Origin of the sequence: Saccharibacillus qingshengii (genome assembly GCF_013185195.1) — a bacterium.
Classification (GTDB): domain Bacteria; phylum Bacillota; class Bacilli; order Paenibacillales; family Paenibacillaceae; genus Saccharibacillus; species Saccharibacillus qingshengii.
Genome location: NZ_JAAZWC010000011.1, coordinates 120,632 through 138,071 on the forward strand (window position 1 = coordinate 120,632; position 17,440 = coordinate 138,071).

Annotated in this window: 17 protein-coding genes; 7 read left to right on the top strand and 10 right to left on the bottom strand. The window is 56.6% G+C overall.

Going from position 1 to position 17,440, the window contains the following annotated elements; translation table 11 throughout:
• Positions 1-218 precede the first annotated feature (218 nt).
• From HRQ60_RS11750 to HRQ60_RS11765, 4 genes are all read right to left on the bottom strand, one after another.
• Positions 219-1,178 (bottom strand): nitronate monooxygenase, encoded by a 960-nt coding sequence (locus HRQ60_RS11750; RefSeq protein WP_172196009.1) that lies wholly within the window; start codon positions 1,176-1,178, stop codon positions 219-221.
• Between the two features lie 142 nt (positions 1,179-1,320).
• A complete protein-coding gene (locus HRQ60_RS11755; RefSeq protein WP_172196010.1) occupies positions 1,321-2,586 on the bottom strand; it encodes an L-lactate MFS transporter in 1,266 nt (421 codons plus the stop codon).
• A 37-nt stretch (positions 2,587-2,623) separates the two neighbouring features.
• A complete protein-coding gene (locus tag HRQ60_RS11760; protein WP_172196011.1) occupies positions 2,624-4,225 on the bottom strand; it encodes an acyl CoA:acetate/3-ketoacid CoA transferase in 1,602 nt (533 codons plus the stop codon).
• A 540-nt stretch (positions 4,226-4,765) separates the two neighbouring features.
• Positions 4,766-5,683, bottom strand: coding sequence for a phosphatidate cytidylyltransferase (locus HRQ60_RS11765; RefSeq protein WP_172196012.1), 918 nt, complete (start codon positions 5,681-5,683; stop codon positions 4,766-4,768).
• A gap of 114 nt (positions 5,684-5,797) precedes the next feature.
• Between HRQ60_RS11765 and HRQ60_RS11770 the strand changes: the two genes are divergently transcribed.
• Together HRQ60_RS11770 and HRQ60_RS23670 are read left to right on the top strand one after the other, a co-directional pair.
• Positions 5,798-6,367, top strand: coding sequence for a hypothetical protein (locus HRQ60_RS11770; RefSeq protein WP_425501661.1), 570 nt, complete (start codon positions 5,798-5,800; stop codon positions 6,365-6,367).
• Between the two features lie 27 nt (positions 6,368-6,394).
• Positions 6,395-7,033, top strand: a complete 639-nt coding sequence (locus HRQ60_RS23670; protein ID WP_246281282.1) for an SEC-C metal-binding domain-containing protein — start codon at positions 6,395-6,397, stop codon at positions 7,031-7,033.
• A gap of 108 nt (positions 7,034-7,141) precedes the next feature.
• On the opposite strand, the gene HRQ60_RS11780 is transcribed toward HRQ60_RS23670, so the two are convergent.
• Together HRQ60_RS11780 and HRQ60_RS11785 are read right to left on the bottom strand one after the other, a co-directional pair.
• Positions 7,142-8,491, bottom strand: a complete 1,350-nt coding sequence (locus tag HRQ60_RS11780; protein ID WP_343044674.1) for a sensor histidine kinase — start codon at positions 8,489-8,491, stop codon at positions 7,142-7,144.
• The gene (locus HRQ60_RS11785; protein ID WP_172196014.1) at positions 8,491-9,171 is read right to left on the bottom strand and encodes a response regulator transcription factor; all 681 of its coding nucleotides are present in this window, start codon (positions 9,169-9,171) and stop codon (positions 8,491-8,493) included. Before HRQ60_RS11785 ends, HRQ60_RS11780 begins: the two co-directional genes overlap by 1 nt.
• Positions 9,172-9,416: 245 nt before the next feature.
• Between HRQ60_RS11785 and HRQ60_RS11790 the strand changes: the two genes are divergently transcribed.
• The 4 genes from HRQ60_RS11790 (at position 9,417) to paiA (ending at position 12,361) form a co-directional block, all read left to right on the top strand.
• Entirely contained in the window at positions 9,417-10,226 is an 810-nt protein-coding gene (locus tag HRQ60_RS11790) for a polyphosphate polymerase domain-containing protein (RefSeq protein ID WP_172196015.1), read from the top strand.
• Positions 10,219-10,908 carry a DUF4956 domain-containing protein gene (locus tag HRQ60_RS11795; RefSeq protein WP_172196016.1) on the top strand — a complete coding sequence of 230 codons (690 nt, stop codon included), beginning with the start codon at positions 10,219-10,221 and terminating at the stop codon, positions 10,906-10,908. Before HRQ60_RS11790 ends, HRQ60_RS11795 begins: the two co-directional genes overlap by 8 nt.
• A 454-nt stretch (positions 10,909-11,362) precedes the next feature.
• A complete protein-coding gene (locus tag HRQ60_RS11800) occupies positions 11,363-11,815 on the top strand; it encodes a MarR family winged helix-turn-helix transcriptional regulator (protein ID WP_172196017.1) in 453 nt (150 codons plus the stop codon).
• 27 nt (positions 11,816-11,842) lie between these two features.
• Positions 11,843-12,361: a spermidine/spermine N(1)-acetyltransferase gene (gene paiA / locus HRQ60_RS11805; protein ID WP_172196018.1), complete on the top strand. Its 519-nt coding sequence runs from the start codon at positions 11,843-11,845 to the stop codon at positions 12,359-12,361.
• A gap of 227 nt (positions 12,362-12,588) precedes the next feature.
• Here the strand turns inward: paiA and HRQ60_RS11810 are convergent, their stop codons facing one another.
• Positions 12,589-12,918, bottom strand: a complete 330-nt coding sequence (locus HRQ60_RS11810; RefSeq protein ID WP_172196019.1) for an ArsR/SmtB family transcription factor — start codon at positions 12,916-12,918, stop codon at positions 12,589-12,591.
• A 179-nt stretch (positions 12,919-13,097) separates the two neighbouring features.
• Between HRQ60_RS11810 and HRQ60_RS11815 the strand changes: the two genes are divergently transcribed.
• Entirely contained in the window at positions 13,098-13,478 is a 381-nt protein-coding gene (locus tag HRQ60_RS11815; RefSeq protein ID WP_172196020.1) for a nuclear transport factor 2 family protein, read from the top strand.
• Between the two features lie 115 nt (positions 13,479-13,593).
• Here the strand turns inward: HRQ60_RS11815 and HRQ60_RS11820 are convergent, their stop codons facing one another.
• The 3 genes from HRQ60_RS11820 to HRQ60_RS11830 are packed head-to-tail and all read right to left on the bottom strand — an operon-like array spanning position 13,594 to position 17,271.
• Positions 13,594-14,496 (bottom strand): carbohydrate ABC transporter permease, encoded by a 903-nt coding sequence (locus HRQ60_RS11820; protein WP_172196021.1) that lies wholly within the window; start codon positions 14,494-14,496, stop codon positions 13,594-13,596.
• A 30-nt stretch (positions 14,497-14,526) separates the two neighbouring features.
• Positions 14,527-15,495 carry an ABC transporter permease gene (locus HRQ60_RS11825; RefSeq protein ID WP_172196022.1) on the bottom strand — a complete coding sequence of 323 codons (969 nt, stop codon included), beginning with the start codon at positions 15,493-15,495 and terminating at the stop codon, positions 14,527-14,529.
• Between the two features lie 42 nt (positions 15,496-15,537).
• Positions 15,538-17,271, bottom strand: a complete 1,734-nt coding sequence (locus tag HRQ60_RS11830; protein WP_172196023.1) for an extracellular solute-binding protein — start codon at positions 17,269-17,271, stop codon at positions 15,538-15,540.
• Positions 17,272-17,440 lie beyond the last annotated feature (169 nt).

The following is a 17,440-nucleotide window of genomic DNA, read 5'->3' on the forward strand; positions in this document are numbered from 1 at the left end:
AAGAGGTTAGGTTACGCCCCTCGAAAACCCGCTTGAACCATGCGTGTTTCCGATGAACGCAAACCTTGGATTTAATCCGTTCAAGGTACAAGTACCTTGACCGATAAAGAGGTTAGGTTACGCCCCTCGAAAACCCGCTTGAACCATGCGTGTTTCCGATGAACGCAAACCTTGGATTTAATCCGGTCAAGGTACTAGGTGCGTGGTTCCGGATCGGATTAGACCCGAACCGGCGATTTGGCCGCGATTTGCAGATTGCCGAGACGGTTGAGCAGCAGCTGCGCTTCCTCGAACATGCCGGTAATCATTTCTTCGACGGTCGTCATTTCGTTGCACATCCCTGCAATTTGTCCGGCCATGACGGAACCGCGTTCGGTATCGCCTTCGAATACGGCGCGGCGCAGGGAACCCAGGCTGATCTTCTCCAGTTCTTCGCGGGAAGCATGTTCGTTCTCCAGCTTGAGGAACTCGGCAATCATACTGTTCTTGATACTGCGCACGGGACCGCCGATACTGCGGCCGGTCACGGTGGTGCTGGTATCGTCGGCATCGAGTACGGCCTGCTTGAAGTTGTCGTGGGTTGGACATTCCACCGTGGTCAGGAAGCGGGTACCGACCTGTACGCCCTGCGCGCCGAGTGCGAATACCGCCGCGATGCCGCGTCCGTCGGCTACACCGCCTGCGGCGACGACCGGAATGGATACCGCGCTTACGACCTGCGGAACCAGTGCCATCGTTGTCGTCTCGCCGACGTGGCCGCCGGCTTCGGTCCCTTCCGCCACGAGCGCGTCGACGCCGAGCGCCTCCATCTTCTTGGCAATCTTGACGGACGGAATAACCGCGATCACGGTCAGGCCGTGTTCTTTGAAGATCGGCATATACGGAGCCGGCGTGCCGGCGCCCGTAGTGACGATCTTCACGCCTTCTTCGACAATGACTTCGATCAATTCGGGAATATTGTGCATCATCAGCATCAGATTGACGGCAAAGGGTTTGTCGGTCGCGGCTTTGACTTTGCGGATTTCTTCGCGCAGCGTATCGGCGGTCATCCCGCCGGAACCGATAATGCCCAGGCCTCCGGCGTTGGATACGGCGCTGACGAGCGGTTCGCGGGCAATCTGGGCCATAGCGCCCTGGAAGATCGGATATTGGATGCCGAGCAGTTCGGTGATAGTCATGAGTAATTCCTCCAAGTTAAGATAATGGGTAGGGAAACGATGAAGCAGGCGGCGTTCGAACCCGGAGACTTCCGGGCCTCGGCCGCCCCGATTGGTATGGACATTGGATAGGTGCGAAAAGCTTATGAGGCGGCGATCAAGGTTATGCGGCGCGGGTCGGCGTAATCGAAGTCTCGGCCGTCTTTTTCTCCATGGCTTTGAATACGAAGGTCAGAGCGAACCCGACCAATGCGATGACCAGTGCGATATAGAAAGCGTTGGTGAACACTCCGCCGTTCGCGGCGGCGACCGAACCGGCGATCCGGGGACCGAAGAAAGCCGCGCCGGAGTACCCGATAAAGGTAACGCCGTAGTTGACCCCGTAGTATTTCATGCCGAATTTCTCGCCGACGATCGAAGGGAAGATGCCCATCGTTCCGCCGAAGCAGAGGCCGATCCCGATGATCGCCACCGCGAAACCGACGATCGAAGACGACAGCGCGATAGTCAGCATCATCACGGCAATGACCAGATAGATAGCCATCAGGCACTTGGTGCGTCCGATCCGGTCGGATACGGCGCCCCAGACGATCCGGCCCAGGCAGTTGCTGAGCGAGTACAAGCTGACGAACAGAGCGGCGCTGGCGGCGGTCAGACCGAACATGGTTTGCCCGATTACGGAAGCGTTGGCGGTGACCATCATGCCGGACAAGGCGCCGATCAGGAACAGGCAGGCGATGACGTAGAAAATAGGTTTGCGAATGATTTCGTGCCAGTTGAAGTTGGTTCCGCCCGGACGGCCGGCCGTGACCGGAGGCGTCCAGCCCAGCGGCGCATAGCCGACAGGCGCGGCTTTGACCAGCAGTCCGCAGCCGAGGATGACGATCAGGAAAGCGGCGCCGAGCATCATCATGGCCGACTGCACGCCGGAACCGGTAATGAGAGCGTTGGCGATCGGAGCGATCACGATCGTGCCGCCGCCGTAGCCTGCGGTAACCAGACCGGCCGCAAGCCCTCTTTTATCCGGGAACAGCTTGACCGTATTGCCGATGGTCGCCGAATAGACGATACCCTGGCCGATGCCCGTAATGACGCCGTAGGTCAGGTACAGCATCCAAGGTGCGGTGGCCAGGCCCGACAAGATAAAGCCGATGCCGAACATCGCGCCGCCGAGGAAGATCGCGGTGCGGGCGCCTCCTTTATCGACGAGTTTGCCGCCGAGAATCATCGGGATCGGCGAGATGGCGCCGTTGATGGTGAAGGCCATCATGATCTGCGGCATGGTGGCGTCGAACACTTTGCTCAGCGGCATGGCGAACACGCTGAACGCGTAGATCGAGCCGACGCAGACATTGATCAGAATAGAAACGATCAGGATCGTCCAACGGTTCAAGTGGGGTTGGGCGGTCGATGAAAGAGTAGGGTTCATGGTTGATATTCTCCTTTTGGCTTGGGGAATGGATAGACTAACCGATCGAGATCGGCTCCGGACGAACCTTCGAAGCTTGGCGTTCTGCAATGATGGATTTCAGCTGTCCCCAGTGTTCGCGGAACATGCCCGGATCCATCGTCTTCAGATCGTCCGCGACAGCCGGAGCAAATTCCATCTGATCGAGAATATGCTGCTGGAGATCGATGCCCGGCGCAATCTCGGTCAGTGTCATGATGCCTTCGCGCAGTTCGAACACGGCGCGCTCCGTGACGTAAATAACCGGCTGTTTGACTTTGGCGGCGTAAGAGCCGCTGAACGTCACCTGCTGCACGTTCTTCAGGAACTTCTTCGCTTTGCCTTCCTGCACGATCTTCAGCTGTCCGTCTTCGACCCGCACTTCCAGGCCTCCCGCTGTAAAGGTACCGGCGAATACCAGCTTCTTGGCGGCCTGCGAGATATTGATGAAGCCGCCGCAGCCTGCGACCCGCGTGCCGAACTTACTGACGTTGACGTTGCCGAATTGGTCGGTCTGCGCCAGGCCCAGCACGGACAAGTCGATACCGCCGCCGTCATAGAAGTCGAACTGCGCATCGTGGTCGACGATCGCTTCGGAATTGTACGCATGGCCGAAGTCTTTTAAGCCGGCAGGTACGCCTCCGACCGAACCGGCTTCCGTCGTCAGGATCAGCTGATCGCTGACGCCTTCTTCGGCGGCGACCGTGGACACGTTGACCGGGATTCCGACGCCGAGATTCAGGATCGTGTTCGGAACAAGCTCGGCGGCCGAGCGGCGCGAGATGATCTTGCGCTCGTCGAGCGGGATGCGCTCCATATCTTCAAGCGGCACTTTGACCTGGCCGGAGAAAGCCGGATTGTACAGCGTGTTTTCCGTCTGGAAATGATTTTCCGGCTTCGAGACGACCAGATGGTCGATCAGGATGCCCGGGACTTTGACCTGTTTGGGATTCAGCGTTCCGTTCTTGGCAATCGTCTCGACCTGGGCGATCACGATCCCGCCGGAATTGCGTACGGCCTGGGCGATCGGCAGCACTTCCATATGAAGGCCTTCTTTCTCCAGCGTCAGGTTGCCGTTCTCGTCGGCGACCGTGCCGCGGATCAGGGCGACCTGGATCGGGAACGTTTTGTAGAACAGCCATTCTTCGCCTTCCAGCTCGATCACCTTCACCAGATCTTCCTTGGACGAAGGCGACATCCGCCCGCCTTCGAGCCGCGGATCGACGAAAGTCTCCAAGCCGACCTTCGTAATGACGCCCGGCCGCTTGGCCGCAATCTCGCGGAACAGCTGCGTAATGACGCCCTGCGGCAGATTGTACGCTTCGCATTTGTCTTCTTCGATCAGTTTGGCCATACCCGGCGAAGCGATCGCGATCCCGCCGATCCAGCGTTTGATGAGTCCTTCGTGGCCGAGCCGGCTCATGCCTTTCTCGCGGCGATTCCCTACGGCACTGGCATGGACGACGGTCAGATTGCGCGGTGCGCCGCTCTGCATAAAGCGCTCTTCGATCGCGATGCCCATTTCTTCCGCCCAGCAGGACAAGCCGAAGCCGCTTGCCGCGACCGTGTCCCCATCCTGGATTAACGCTGCCGCTTCGGCGGCTGTAATAACTTTCGACATATGAATTCACTCCTCTATCAGAATGGAAAAGATACGATGGGTTGAAATGTGAAACGGTTCACTTAATGTGTCGTGTATGATGTGAAAACTTTCACTTGTAGAGTAACGCGGGAAAAAGTGCCCGTCAACGGGCAGGGAACGGTCGGTGAATCCGGATAAAAAGTGCCGCAATATTGCGACTTCGGCTGCCGGAACGACTCGGGATCTCAAGGTTTGGCGCTTCCGGCAGCCGGATCCGAGGCCTGACGTTCCGCTTCCGGGCGCTCACAGGCGGGATTGACCGCTGTCGCAAAAAAGCGACAGGTTGGAAGCATCAAACGAACGGCTGCCCAGCCAGGAAACTTCGAAGCTTCTTTTTGCAAAAAGGGAGAAAGAGATCGCGGATCCTCATCCGCCGGCTGCCTGTACGGGCAGGGAGAGCTGGGGAACAGAAAATTGACGAAATGGTGACGAACGCCGAATAGGCATTTTTGCAACAAAAGGGCAAAAGCCGCACCCGTTGGATCGAACGGAATGCGGCTTGCGGAATTCGGAACTTTTTTACATGAAATCGAAGAAGTATCGCACCGTATGGAAAAACACGGGCGCCGTATACGTCAAACTGTCGATCTGGCTCAGATAACTTTTCTTGAGCGTAGCCGCTTTGTCTTCGTCTCCTACCAGCAGATCGCGCTTCAGCACGGAGACGGTCAGGCTGCCGAAGAATCCGGCGAGTGCCAGCAGGGCGCCGAACCATACCGCCGCAGTGGGACTGAACGGGGTCAGATACGGAGCCAGCAGCGTCGAAGCGCCCGTCGTGACGAGAAACGAACAAACGAATCCTTCCCAGGTGAGATAGGGATTGGAGGTCGGCACGACTTTCTTTTTGCCAAAATAGAGCGAGACCACCGTATGGATCACATCGTTCAGCTGCGTCAGCACGACAAGGAACAGGACAAGCCCGCCTCCGTATTGGGGCGTCGCGAACTGGAAATACGCCAGGTGGCTGAGACCGAACACCATGAGCATCAGTCCCCACTGGGTCGAGCTGACGCTGCGCAGGAAGCCGAATATCCCTTTGCCCAGAAGACGGGGGATCGGCAGGATCAAGAACACATACAGAGGAATGAATACGATAAACATGCCGTACCAGCCGGTATAGATCCAGTAGAACTGCACCGGAATCGCGAGATACGCCCATAGAAACAGCCGCCGGTCCGCTTTGCGGGTGCCCCGGATCATCGAGAAGTATTCTTTGAGCGCGAAGAAACAGAGGACCATCAGCGAGACCAGCGATACGGCGGGCGTGAACAAAGTAGCGAGGCAGAAAATGAAGAACATGCCCCACCAGGTTTTCATCCGGGTGCCGATCGAAGAGTAGTCTTTGCCCGGCTGGCTGCGGCTGACAAACACGTAGACGAGATTGGCGGCAATCAGCACGCCAAGAACAAGCAGAAGCACAATATAGGAACTGAACAAGCGATCACCAACTTAGGGTTAAAGTAGCAGTCCGTGTAAGCCTGCGTATGCTATCATAAAGGAATCATTCAAAAAGGCGCAATACGAAACTTGTCCCGGAAGGGGAGAGCGATGATGACGGATCAACGGTCCGTGTATATTCTGCTGACGAATACGGGTACGCTGTTTACGAAGATGATTCGAACGTATACGCGTGCCCCTTACAATCATGCCTCGATCGCGTTCGACCGCGAGCTGACGGAACTGTACAGTTTCGGCCGCAAAAACCCGTACAATCCGATCGACGGCGGCTTCGTCCGCGAAGATATCCGTACGGGCACGTTCAGCCGCTACCCGAACACGACCTGCGTCATCTATGAACTGCAGGTGACGGAGCGCGAAGTGGAGAAAATGCGGCGGGTGCTGAACGTGTTTATCCGCAGCCGGGAAAAGTATCTCTATAATCTGCTGGGCATCATCGGCGTGGCGTTCAAAGAGCCGGTGGAGTTCAGCAACTCGTATTTCTGTTCGCAGTTCGTGGCCGAGATCCTGCATCGTTCGGGTATCAAGATCTGGAACAAGCTTCCCGCGCTCGTGACGCCGGACGACTTCCGCCAGAATGAACGGCTGGAATTGGTGTACGAAGGCAGGCTGAACGAATATGCGTATATCCGCGCCGAAGCGCAAACGGAAGAAAAGGGCTGAACAGCCGCAACAAAAGGAGAGAATACTTTGAAAATCGGAAGAAATGACCCCTGCTACTGCGGTTCGGGCAAAAAGTACAAAAAGTGCTGCATCGACAAAGAGTTTGCCGTGATCGATTCGGTCAAGTTCGCAAGTCTGCAAAAAGCCGATCCGGCGTTTGCTCCGCGCATCTATTACGTAGACCGGATCACCGGGTTGAACGGCCGTCTGCGGACGGAAGCGCGCTCGGAAGGGCTGGATGCCGACCTGATGGCGCTGGCCGGCGATCTGCTGGAAGATCTGGAGAGCGGGCGCCTGCACGCGTCCACGCGTTACGGCGAAGGGTTCCGCCCGTCGGAGCGCCGGCTGCTCGAAGAGCTGGCGAACCGCGTCTGGGGCGGATTGATCCTGGGCGGGTTCCAGGAGCAGGACGTGCTGCGTCCGCTGCTGGCTTTTGCCGCGGAAGCGCTGACCGCTGGGTTCGGCGAGACGCCGCCGGTGTCCGGCGCGCTGCTGGTCACCGGCGAAGACGGGGAGCTGCTGCGCTGGGAGCTGACGGCAGGCGGCGCGGAGACCCCGGCGGGCGTTCAAGCGAGCGGATCGCAAAGCGAAGGCCAGGCGGATAAAGCGGAAGCTGCAGGCGAGTCGGCAGGGTTCGAACTGGTTTTTGAAGCGGAGGCCGAGTAGCGGATCGTGTACACCGTATAGAAACAGCCCGGCTGCCGATAAGCAGCCGGGCTGTTTGTTAGGTCGCTAGTTCGGCAGGGCTGCGGCACCTTTCCTTGCTGCGCCGCGTTACGCCGGGAACTCCGCCGTAAACGTCGTGATTTCGCCCGGTACGCTGGCTGCCGAGAGGCGGCCTTTGTGCTGCTCGACGATCGACTTCGCGATCGCAAGACCCAGGCCGTGCCCGCCCTGGGAGCGGGTCCGCGACTGATCGGTGCGGTAGAAGCGATCGAAGATTCGCGGCAGATGCTCGGCGGGAATGCCTTCGCCGGTGTTGCCGACCGAGAGTGCGATCTCGCCCTGCCCGCGTTTGAGCGACAGTGTGACCGAGCCGCGAGTGTTCGCGTATTTGATCGCGTTGTCGAGCAGGATCATCGTCACCTGCACGATCTGCTCGCGGCTGCCGACAAGGTGCAGATCCGGCTCGATCTCGTAATCGAGCGACAGATCCTTTTCGAAAATGACGGCTTCCATCGTCAGCATCACGTTCTCGACCGCTTCGCTCAGATCGAAGCGGGAGTGGACCATCCGCATCCGCGAATCGTCCATCTCGGTCAGATACAGCAGATCGCCGGTCAGCTTCGCCATGCGTTCGGTCTCCGACTTGATGTAGAGCAGCCATTTTTCCTGGCTGCGGATACTCTCGTCGCGGTTCGCGAGCAGCACGTCGGCGTTCGTATTGATGACCGCAAGCGGCGTCTTGAGTTCGTGCGAAGCGTCGCCGATAAACTGCTTCTGCTTCTCGAACGCTTCGCGCACCGGCGCAATCGAGCGGTTCGCGAAGAAGCGGCTGAAGAAGAACAGCACGACGAGCATAGCCAATCCTACGGCCGTAAACGTATAGATCAGCGTCTTGAGGATGGCCTGGCGCGCCGTCGTATCGATAAAGACGTACATCGCGCCGCTGCCGGTCTGCACCCGGCTGAACGTCCAGCGGCTGTCGTCCAGCGTGAATTCGCCGCGGTCGCCGCCGTCCGCCGCCGCCAGCCGGAGCGCTTCGGCGTAGAACTCGTCGGTCATGCTGAAGCGGGATTCCGTCTCCGTCAGGGTACCTGCCGAGTCGGCGCGCAGCATGAACGATACGGAGCGCTGCGGCGGTTCGCCCATCTCTCCGCCGAATCCGCCGCCCTGATCTCCCGCCGCATCGTCGGCCGCTCCGCCGGGGAGATTTCCGTGGACGTTGTCGCCCTGCGGCTCGCCTCCGCCTCCGCCGTCCCGATACATATTGGTCGTGCGCATAAGATCCATGCCGATCTCGCCCTGCACCTGCCGGTAGGTGATCGTATAGATCGCCGCGAAGGCGACCAGCATAATGACGACGATCGTAACCAGATTGACGATGAGGAAGCGGTCGCGCAGTTTTCTGAACAGCGGATTCGACAGGTCGGGTTTGACGGCCGTGCCGGTTCTTTTCCCCATCAGCCTTTGCCCTCCTCCAGCACATAGCCTACGCTGCGGATCGTCGAGATGCGCGTGTCCGAGCCGAGAAAATTCAATTTTTTACGCAAAAAAGAAATATACACTTCCACATTGTTATGCTCCGCTTCCGAATCGAATCCCCACAGCTTCTCGATGATCTGCTCTTTGGACGTCACCGCCTGCTTGCGCAGAATCAGCAGTTCCAGCAGCTCGCTTTCTTTCGGATTAAGCTTGATTTCCTTGCCGCGTACGGTCAGCTTCGGATTGGTCGCATTCAGCTCCAGATCTCCGTATTTCAGTGCGTCTTCCGGCATGACTTCGCCTTTGCGCCGCACAGCCGCCCGGATTCTGGCCAGCAGTTCGTCCGAGGAAAAAGGCTTCGCCACGTAGTCGTCCGCCCCGTGGTCCAGCCCCGCGATTTTGTCGGGAATCTCGCCTTTGGCTGTCAGCAGAATGACCGGTACGGCCATGCCTTTGCTCCGCACCGCTTTAAGGATACTGATCCCGTCCATGCCCGGCAGCATGATATCGAGCAGCAGCAGGTCGTAAATATCGCTGAGCGCGTAATCCAGTCCGTCTTCGCCGTCATGCACGACATCGACCGAATAGTTGTTTTTTTTCAAAATTTGGGACAGGGCTTCCGCCAGGTGCCGTTCGTCTTCCACGATCAGAATTCTCATCTTTATCTTCACCCTCTGTTTGAGTTTGGTTGAATAGGTTCGCCGTTTGGCGTTGGATTGCCTTCATTATATCGGGAAAGGCTTTAGTGAACCTTAAGGGCCGGGGCGAGTATAGTTCTCCCGAATCTGTCTTTCCTTTTTACAAAACTCTCGATTTGTTTAAGATTCGCTAAAGGTTGCACGCCTAAGATACGGGTATGGCAAGGAAACACCGACAAACCCCCAGGCGAAAGGAACGATGAATCATGGCGATCGAAGTCTTCAACCGATACGAGAGCAAATACCTGATGGATCACGCCGCTTACCTCAAGATTTACTCGGCGCTGCTGGAATATATGGAAAAAGACGAATATAACAAAAACGAATTCTACTGCATCAGCAATCTGTACTTCGATACCCCGCACGACTCGCTGATCCGTCAAAGTCTCGCCAAACCGAAATACAAAGAAAAGCTGCGCATCCGCGCTTACGGCGTGCCAAGCGAAGACGCAAAAGTCTACCTCGAAATCAAGAAAAAAGTGTTCGGTCTGGTCAATAAACGCCGCACGGCGCTGAAGCTAAGCGAAGCCTACGACTTTGTCCGCACCGGACAGCCGCCGGAACTTCAGCCTTATATGAATCCGCAGGTGCTGGACGAGATCGAATACTTCCTTCGCCTGTACGATCTGGAGCCAAAAGTGTATCTGTCCTACGACCGCAAAGCGCTGTTCGACAAGACCAGCCGCGATCTGCGGATCACGTTCGACACGAATATTCGCTGCCGCCGGTACGAGGTGCAGTTGGAAAACGGCGATTACGGCGAGCCGCTGATGGAGCCCGGCCAATGGCTGATGGAAGTCAAAGCGGAGAAGACGGTGCCGGCCTGGCTGTCCAAAATGCTGTCCGAGCATGGACTGTACCGGACGAGCTTTTCGAAATACGGCAATGAATACAAGAAGCTGTTGAAGAATCGGAGAATGCTGCCGGATCTGATCCCGAATATTCAATTAAATGCGGTAAGCGACCTGCCGATCCTGGAACGCACCGACGAAAAGGAGACTGTACGCTATGCTTGATTCTATTCTGAACAGCACCACGACCAGCACCACCGACCTGACCCTGACCAACACGCTGATGACGATCGCGCTCGCGGTCATCCTGGGCATCCTTATCAGTCTGACTTATATGAAAACAAACAAAGCGACCTACACGCAGGGATTTACTCTGACGCTGGTGATTCTCCCGATCGTCGTCGCCGTCATCATCTTGATGATCGGCAGCAACGTGGCCCGTGCGTTCAGCTTGGCCGGCGCGTTCTCGATCATCCGTTTTCGCAGCGCGGCTGGCGATCCGAAAGACATCACGTACGTTCTGTTCACGATGGCGGCAGGTCTGGCCTGCGGCGTCGGTTCTCTCGGCTACGCGGTGCTATTCACCCTGATCCTCTGCGTCGTCATGTTCGCGCTGAGCGTCTTCAAATTCGGCGCCCGCAAATCGCAGCAGAAGACGCTCAAAGTCACGATTCCGGAAAATCTCGGCTACGAAGAAGCGTTCGAAGAAGTGTTCCGCAAATTCGGCGTACAGCACGATCTCAAAAAGATCCGCACGACCGAACTCGGCAGTCTGTACGAGCTCGTCTACTCCGTTACGCTGGACCAGGGCGTCAACCAGAAAGCTTTTCTCGATTCGATCCGTACCCGCAACGGCAATCTCGATCTGTCGCTGACCATGGCTCCTCCGGTGACGGCGGAATATTGAGCGGGTAAGCGGGCATGTCATTCCCACCGGGCGTCTTTCTCTCCGAACAACGGAGGAAGAGACGCTTTTTGCTGTTTTGGCAGTCGATCGTCTTGGCTGTCGCAGTCAAGCCCCGGCCCGCCGGAGCAAATTCCCGGACGGGCTTTCATTTTTTCGTTCAATATGTTGCAAATGCAACAAAAATTATTTATGATTGAATACAAAATCGTGAGGCCGATCCCTACACCGCTGCTTTTGCCTTTTATCTTTTATCTTTTATCTTTCTGCCTTTGTTCTTCATATCTAGACAATCTACACACCCCCTGGAGCGGGGTCGTTTCGAACCGAAGCGCCTTTGCCCTTTCCCCTCACCTTTAACTCTTTTATTAAATCAAAAGGGGCAAGGACAACGAAGCGCAGGTCGAAACGATCCCGCTCCCACCCACCCACCCCACCCACAGAAAGGAGCCCACCCATGACGGAAATTCTGCGAGAGATCGGCATGATCGCCCGGGCGCTCGACTCGATCAGCAATATCGAATTCAAGGAACAGGATCTCACCAAAGGACAATATCTCTACCTTGTGCGGATCTGCGAGAACCCCGGCATCATCCAGGAGAAGCTGGCAGATATGATCAAAGTGGACCGGACCACGGCCGCCCGCGCAATCCAGAAGCTGGAGACGAACGGACTGGTCGAGAAAAGAGGCGACGAACATAACCGCAAGATCAAAAAGCTGTTTCCGACGCAGCAGGGGCTGGAAGTCGTTCCTGTGATCCGGCGCGAGAACGACCATTCCAACCGGGTAGCCCTGTCCGGACTGTCGCAGGAAGAAGCGGACACGGTGCTGCACCTGCTGCGCAAAATCCGCGGCAATGTCGAAGTCGATTGGGAGTTCGTGAAGAAAGGCGGCAGACGCGAGTATTGAAACCAAGCCGATGAGAGGATGATACCCATGATGATTACGTTCCGAATATGCGACGAACAGGACGTACATGCACTGCGCGAGGTCAGTATCGAGACGTTCAACGACACCTTCGGCAAGCAGAACAAGCCGGAGAATATGCAGGCGTATTTGGCAAAAGCTTTTACTGAAACGCAGCTGCGGCGCGAGCTAGCGACAGTGAATTCGACGTTCTTTTTCCTCTATGCCGATGGGGAACTGGCGGGATTCATGAAGGTCAACACCGACGAAGCCCAATCCGAACCGATGGACGGAGATTCGTTCGAGATCGAGCGTATCTATATTCGGCAGGCTTTTCAGAAACAAGGGCTGGGCAGCGTGCTGATTCACAAAGCATTTGAACTGGCCGCCGCGCAGAAGAAAAGGAAAATCTGGCTTGGCGTATGGGAGAAGAACGACAACGCCGTGGCCTTTTACGAACAAAAAGGATTTGTGCGCACGGGAGCGCATTCTTTCTATATGGGGGATGAAGAACAGACCGACTGGATTCTGACCAAAATGCTGGAGTAGCAGCCGCAGAGGAACAAGCGGTCCTCTCCAAAAATAATCCACAGAGCCGATCCGCGGCAAAAACGCCGGATCGGCTTCTTTTTGGCTGTGGATAACCGTTTTTTCGCTGAAATTTCGCCTATCCACAGGTGGATAAGTTAGAATTCAAGCGCATTGCCCCGCCCCGCAAACCAAAAACCGCCTGCCGGATCTTGCATCCGTCAGACGGTAAGCCGAACCTTTCGGAATCATACGGACAGCACGGTCTTTGCCCTTTCATTTTCGGTAAGCAGCATATCGACAAGACCCGGGAACCGCAGATTCAGCTCTTCCGTTCGCAGGGAATAGAAATGTTCCTTGCCCTGGAAACGCGGCCGGATCAATCCGGCTTCGCGCAGGATCTTGATATGGTGCGACAAAGTGGACTTGGAGATATGGTCGACTTCGAAGCCCGAGCAGTTTTTCTCGCCCGAACTCGCCAGGCACTGCACGATCTTCATCCGGATCGGATCGCCGAGCGCGGCGCATACGACAGTGAGGCTCAGGTCGGCGGCTGCGGGAATATGTGGAGTTTTCATGGTTGTAGGGTATCATATCTACCGTTTCTATACAAACTTCGATCAAATTCGAACTAAAGATTGCGCAGAACAGAGAAAAAGTGATATAGTTCTCTACAGTTCGAAAAATATCGAATTGTTAATCGCGGCGGGCCAAGCCAACCTGTCCCACCCTATCCGCTTTACCAGGAGGATCATCTATGGAAACCATACCTTTATTGAATACTTATTTTCGCCTGTTCGACGCGGCGCGCACCGACGAGTCGGCGATGAACGATCTGCTGTCGCTGTTCGTTCCCGATGCGGAGATCGTGCTGAACGGCAGCAGCCGCACCGGATTCGAAGACTTCGTGAGAGCGTTCTACGCCTATAACAGCGACGTGAAGCATATGTGGGAAGCGTGGGAACGCCAGCCGGACGGAAGCTACCGCACGAACTGGGCCGTATGCGGACGTTCCGCCGAAGGCAAAGTCTACGCCAAGACGGGAGTCGATATTGCCCGTTTGAACGAAGAAGGCAGGATCGTCTATCTGGAAAACGTGCCGACCGACAAAGAAGCTTTCGGGCGCTACAACGATTAAGCCAAGCTTCAAGCCGTATCGTCCGTATCACGAAAAAGCGCCTTTTTTCCCTGTCGGGAGAAAAGGCGCTTTTTGCTGCGGCAGTTTTTTTGAATCGATTATTTGTCTGTTGAAGCTACCCTTTGATCGATCCCACGTACACGCCCTTCACGAAATATTTCTGCAGGAACGGATACACGAGCAGGATCGGCAGCGTCGAGACGACGATCGTACAGTATTTGACCAGCTCGCGGTGGGCGGTGGCGCTGCCCGCGCTGTCGATCACCACGCCGCCGGAGCTGCCCATGGTGGCCGCGCTCGTGTCGTTGGCGACGAGGATCTCCTTCAATAGAAGCTGGAGCGGGAATTTGTCCCGGTCCTGCAGCAGCACCATCGCGTTGAACCAGGAGTTCCAGTTGCCGACGAGATAATAGAGGAAGATGACGGCAAGCGTCGCTTTGGACAGCGGAACGATGATACTCAGCAGAATACGCATCGAGCTTGCGCCGTCGATCGTCGCCGCTTCTTCCAGTTCCTGAGGCAGCGACTGGAAGCCGGTGCGCAGGATGATCATGTTCCACGTATTGATCGCGCCCGGCAGCACCATCGCCCAGACATTGTTGTACAGGCCAATGTCTTTCATGAGCAGAAACCACGGAATCAGTCCGCCGCCGAAGAACATCGTGATCGTAATCAGGATCATGATGTACTTTTTGAAGAACAGATCCCGCCGGGACAGCACGTAGGCGCCCATGATCGTCATGACCATGTTGATCGCCGTGCCAAGCCCGACGTACAGCAGCGTATTGGCGTAGCCGACGAGCAGGGCGTTGTCGCGGAAGATCAGCTTGTAGCCGTCCAGCGTGAAGCCGAGCGGCGCCAGCAGCAGTCCTTTGTGGGCGACGAGCCGCGCCGGATTGCTCATCGAGGCGAACAGGATATGCACAATCGGATACAGGCAGACCAGCGTCAGTACGGCCAGCAGCAGATAGATCGAAGCGTCGATCAGCCGGTTGCCGAGCGATTTGTATTGGACCATTTGCGCGTGTCTCTCCTTTCGTTCAGAGCTTTACCACAGACTGACTTCGGATTTGCGTCTGGCGATGCTGTTGGTCATCCAGAGCAGTCCGAAATTGATGACGGCGCTGAACAATCCGACGGCTGTCGAATAGCTCAAGCTGGCTTCGCGCAGGCCGCGCCGGTAGACGTAGGACCCGATCACGTCCGCCGTGTCGTAAGTGAGCGGATTATAGAGCAGGATGATTTTTTCGTAACCGGAAGCCATCAGACCGCCGACCGCGAAAATGAACAAGATGACGATCGTCGGCGTAATCTGCGGAAGGGTGACATGCCACATTTTGCGCAGCCGGCTCGCCCCGTCCATATCCGCCGCTTCGTACAGCGACGTATCGATCGAGCCCATCGCGGCAAGGTAGATAATACTTTCCCAACCGATGCTCTGCCAGATGCCCGAGAACACGTACAGCGGCCGAAACAGGTAGGAGTAGCCGAGCAGGGAAGAGTATTCCTTGCCCGTGATCCATTGAAGCGCCTGCGTGATGATACCTTGGTCGGCCGTGAAAATATGGATCATGCCGGCCACGACGACGAGGGAAATAAAGTGCGGCATGTAGGTAATCGTCTGCACGGTGCGTTTGAACATTTTGTTTCGGACTTCGTTCAGCAGCAGCGCCAGGATGATCGGGGCGGTGAAGCCGAAGCCGATGCCCCACAGGTTCAGCAGCAGCGTGTTTTTGACGACCCGCCAGAAGTACGGACCCTGGAAAAAGTCGATAAAATGCTTCATGCCGACCCAGGGACTTTCGGAAAATCCGAGCAGCGGCTTATAGTCCTTGAAGGCGATCAGCAGACCCCACATCGGCCCGTAGCAGAACACGATAAACCAGATCAGCACGGGAACGGCAAGCAGATACGGGAACCAATTTTTGCGCACGTCTTTTTTGATCACCGCTGCCGTGCGGGGGCGTTCGGAAACGGCCGAGCCGCCCGTTTTTTTGTTTTTTTGCAGCGTAAGCACCGGTCAGTCACCTCCCTGTAGATTCATTCGGGCATCCGCCGCCTAACGTTGGTTGTAGCGGTCGAGCGCTGCCTGATGCAGGGCGACGAATTCTTCGAGACCCATCTTCTGTGCTTCCTGCAGGAACTTGTCGTAGGCGTCCACCGGAAGTTCGCCCATGATGATCTTGGCGAAATATTCGCTCCGGAGCGTAGCCAACTGATTCCCGAGCTCGGCTTCGCGGGACGCTTCTTCCTGGGTGAATGTGATCGGAGGCATGGTGACGCTCGCGTCCATTTCTTCGGTCCAGGTCTTGCGGATATCGCCGGAGTAGCTGCCTTCGGCCACGATCAGCGGGTTGGAATGATGCTCGTCGCGGATATTCGGCCAGTCGTGCACCCGGTACTTGTGCAGCGTCGTCGCAACCGGCTGTCCGTCCGGGTCTTTGTAAATATAGCTATCGGCGGGGAAGTACGGTTTGCCGTCCGCGTCGATCAGATGCACCGTGCCGTATTCGCCGTAGTTGAACACTTCCCAGCCTTTTTTGCTGTAGCCGAAGTCCAGGAAGGCCATCGCCGCTTCGACGTTCTCCGCCTGCGTCGTGATTGCGGCGCTCGAACCGGTCCGCATGAAGTTTTTGTAGCTGACCTGCGGCTGGTCGCCTTCGTTCAGCACCGGGTTCGGCGCGCCGACGAAGTCGATATCGTTCTGCTGCTTCCAATAGCTCCACATCGTATCCGGGGAGTCCATCATGATCGCGGTCTTGTCGGAGATCGCGGTCGCCATTCGCTGATTGAAGTCGGCCGTCGCCCAGTCGCGGTTGAGCAGCCCTTCCTTGTTCCACTGCTGCATCGTTGCCAGATACTCTTTGGCTTTCGGCTGCGCCGGTCCCCACCCTACTTTGCCGTCCGCGTCCATGAACGTCCAGTCCCAGACTCCATAAGCGCCGTTAATGATGCCTGTGAAAATCTGGCCGTACGACGAACCGTAATTGAGCGGTTCCGTGTAGCCGACTTCTTTGGCTTTGGTCAGGAACGTGTGCCATTCGTCGATCGTGGTCGGGACTTCCAGACCCGTCTTCTCCAGGGCTTCCTTCTTGATCAGCGGGCCGAACCACATCCACTCGGAATAAGGCGCGATCCCGTAAAAGCCGAGCAGTCTGCCGCTGTCGGTCACCGTCGTTTTGCGGCGCATTTCGTCGGAGGTGCGCCAGGCGTTGTAGTTCGGCGCATTTTTCTCGATCAGATCCGTCAGGTCGATAAAAGCACCGTCGTTCAGGCCCGCTTCGAGCCCGCCCGGATATCGGCCCGGGTCGATGATGATGTCCGGCAGCTCGCCCGACGAGATCATCAGCGTAAACGCGTCCGCTTCCTGTCCGACCGGCGGCGTGATGAAGTTGACTTTGATGCCGGTCAGCTTCTCCACTTGATCCTGCACCTGCTGCTTGTTCATGTCCGGGATTTCGGCGGGGGCCGCCATCCATACGTCCAACGTCACGTCGCCCTCAACCGGATAAGCGGAATAGTCGCTTGGGATCGGCTGATCGAAAATATCGCCGAGATATGTATCGTTGAGCGTGCCGTTCACTTCGTCGATCTGCTGCTGCGTCGGTTTTTCGCTGCCCCGGATATCGCTGCCGATATCCTTGAACGCGACCTGTTCCTGCTTGCCGGCGGCTTCGTCTTTTTCGGTCGGAGCCTTCTCGGCTTCGCTGCCGCCGCTGCAAGCCGTAGAGAAAGCGAGTGTGGAGACGGCGGCCAGCAGACCTGCACGTTTCGCAAAGATACGAATATTCATCTTAATCCCCCCTGATCGGTAGCTTTATGTTCTCTTAGATGGTAGCGCTTACAAATAGTGGATTCAATAGACGGATCTTTGGTCTTAGCGACGGATTTTTTGATGTTTGTCCGGCCGCCTCATCCGAAGTTCTGTCTTTTAAGATTCGCTAAAGCTTCGGGGCTTAGGA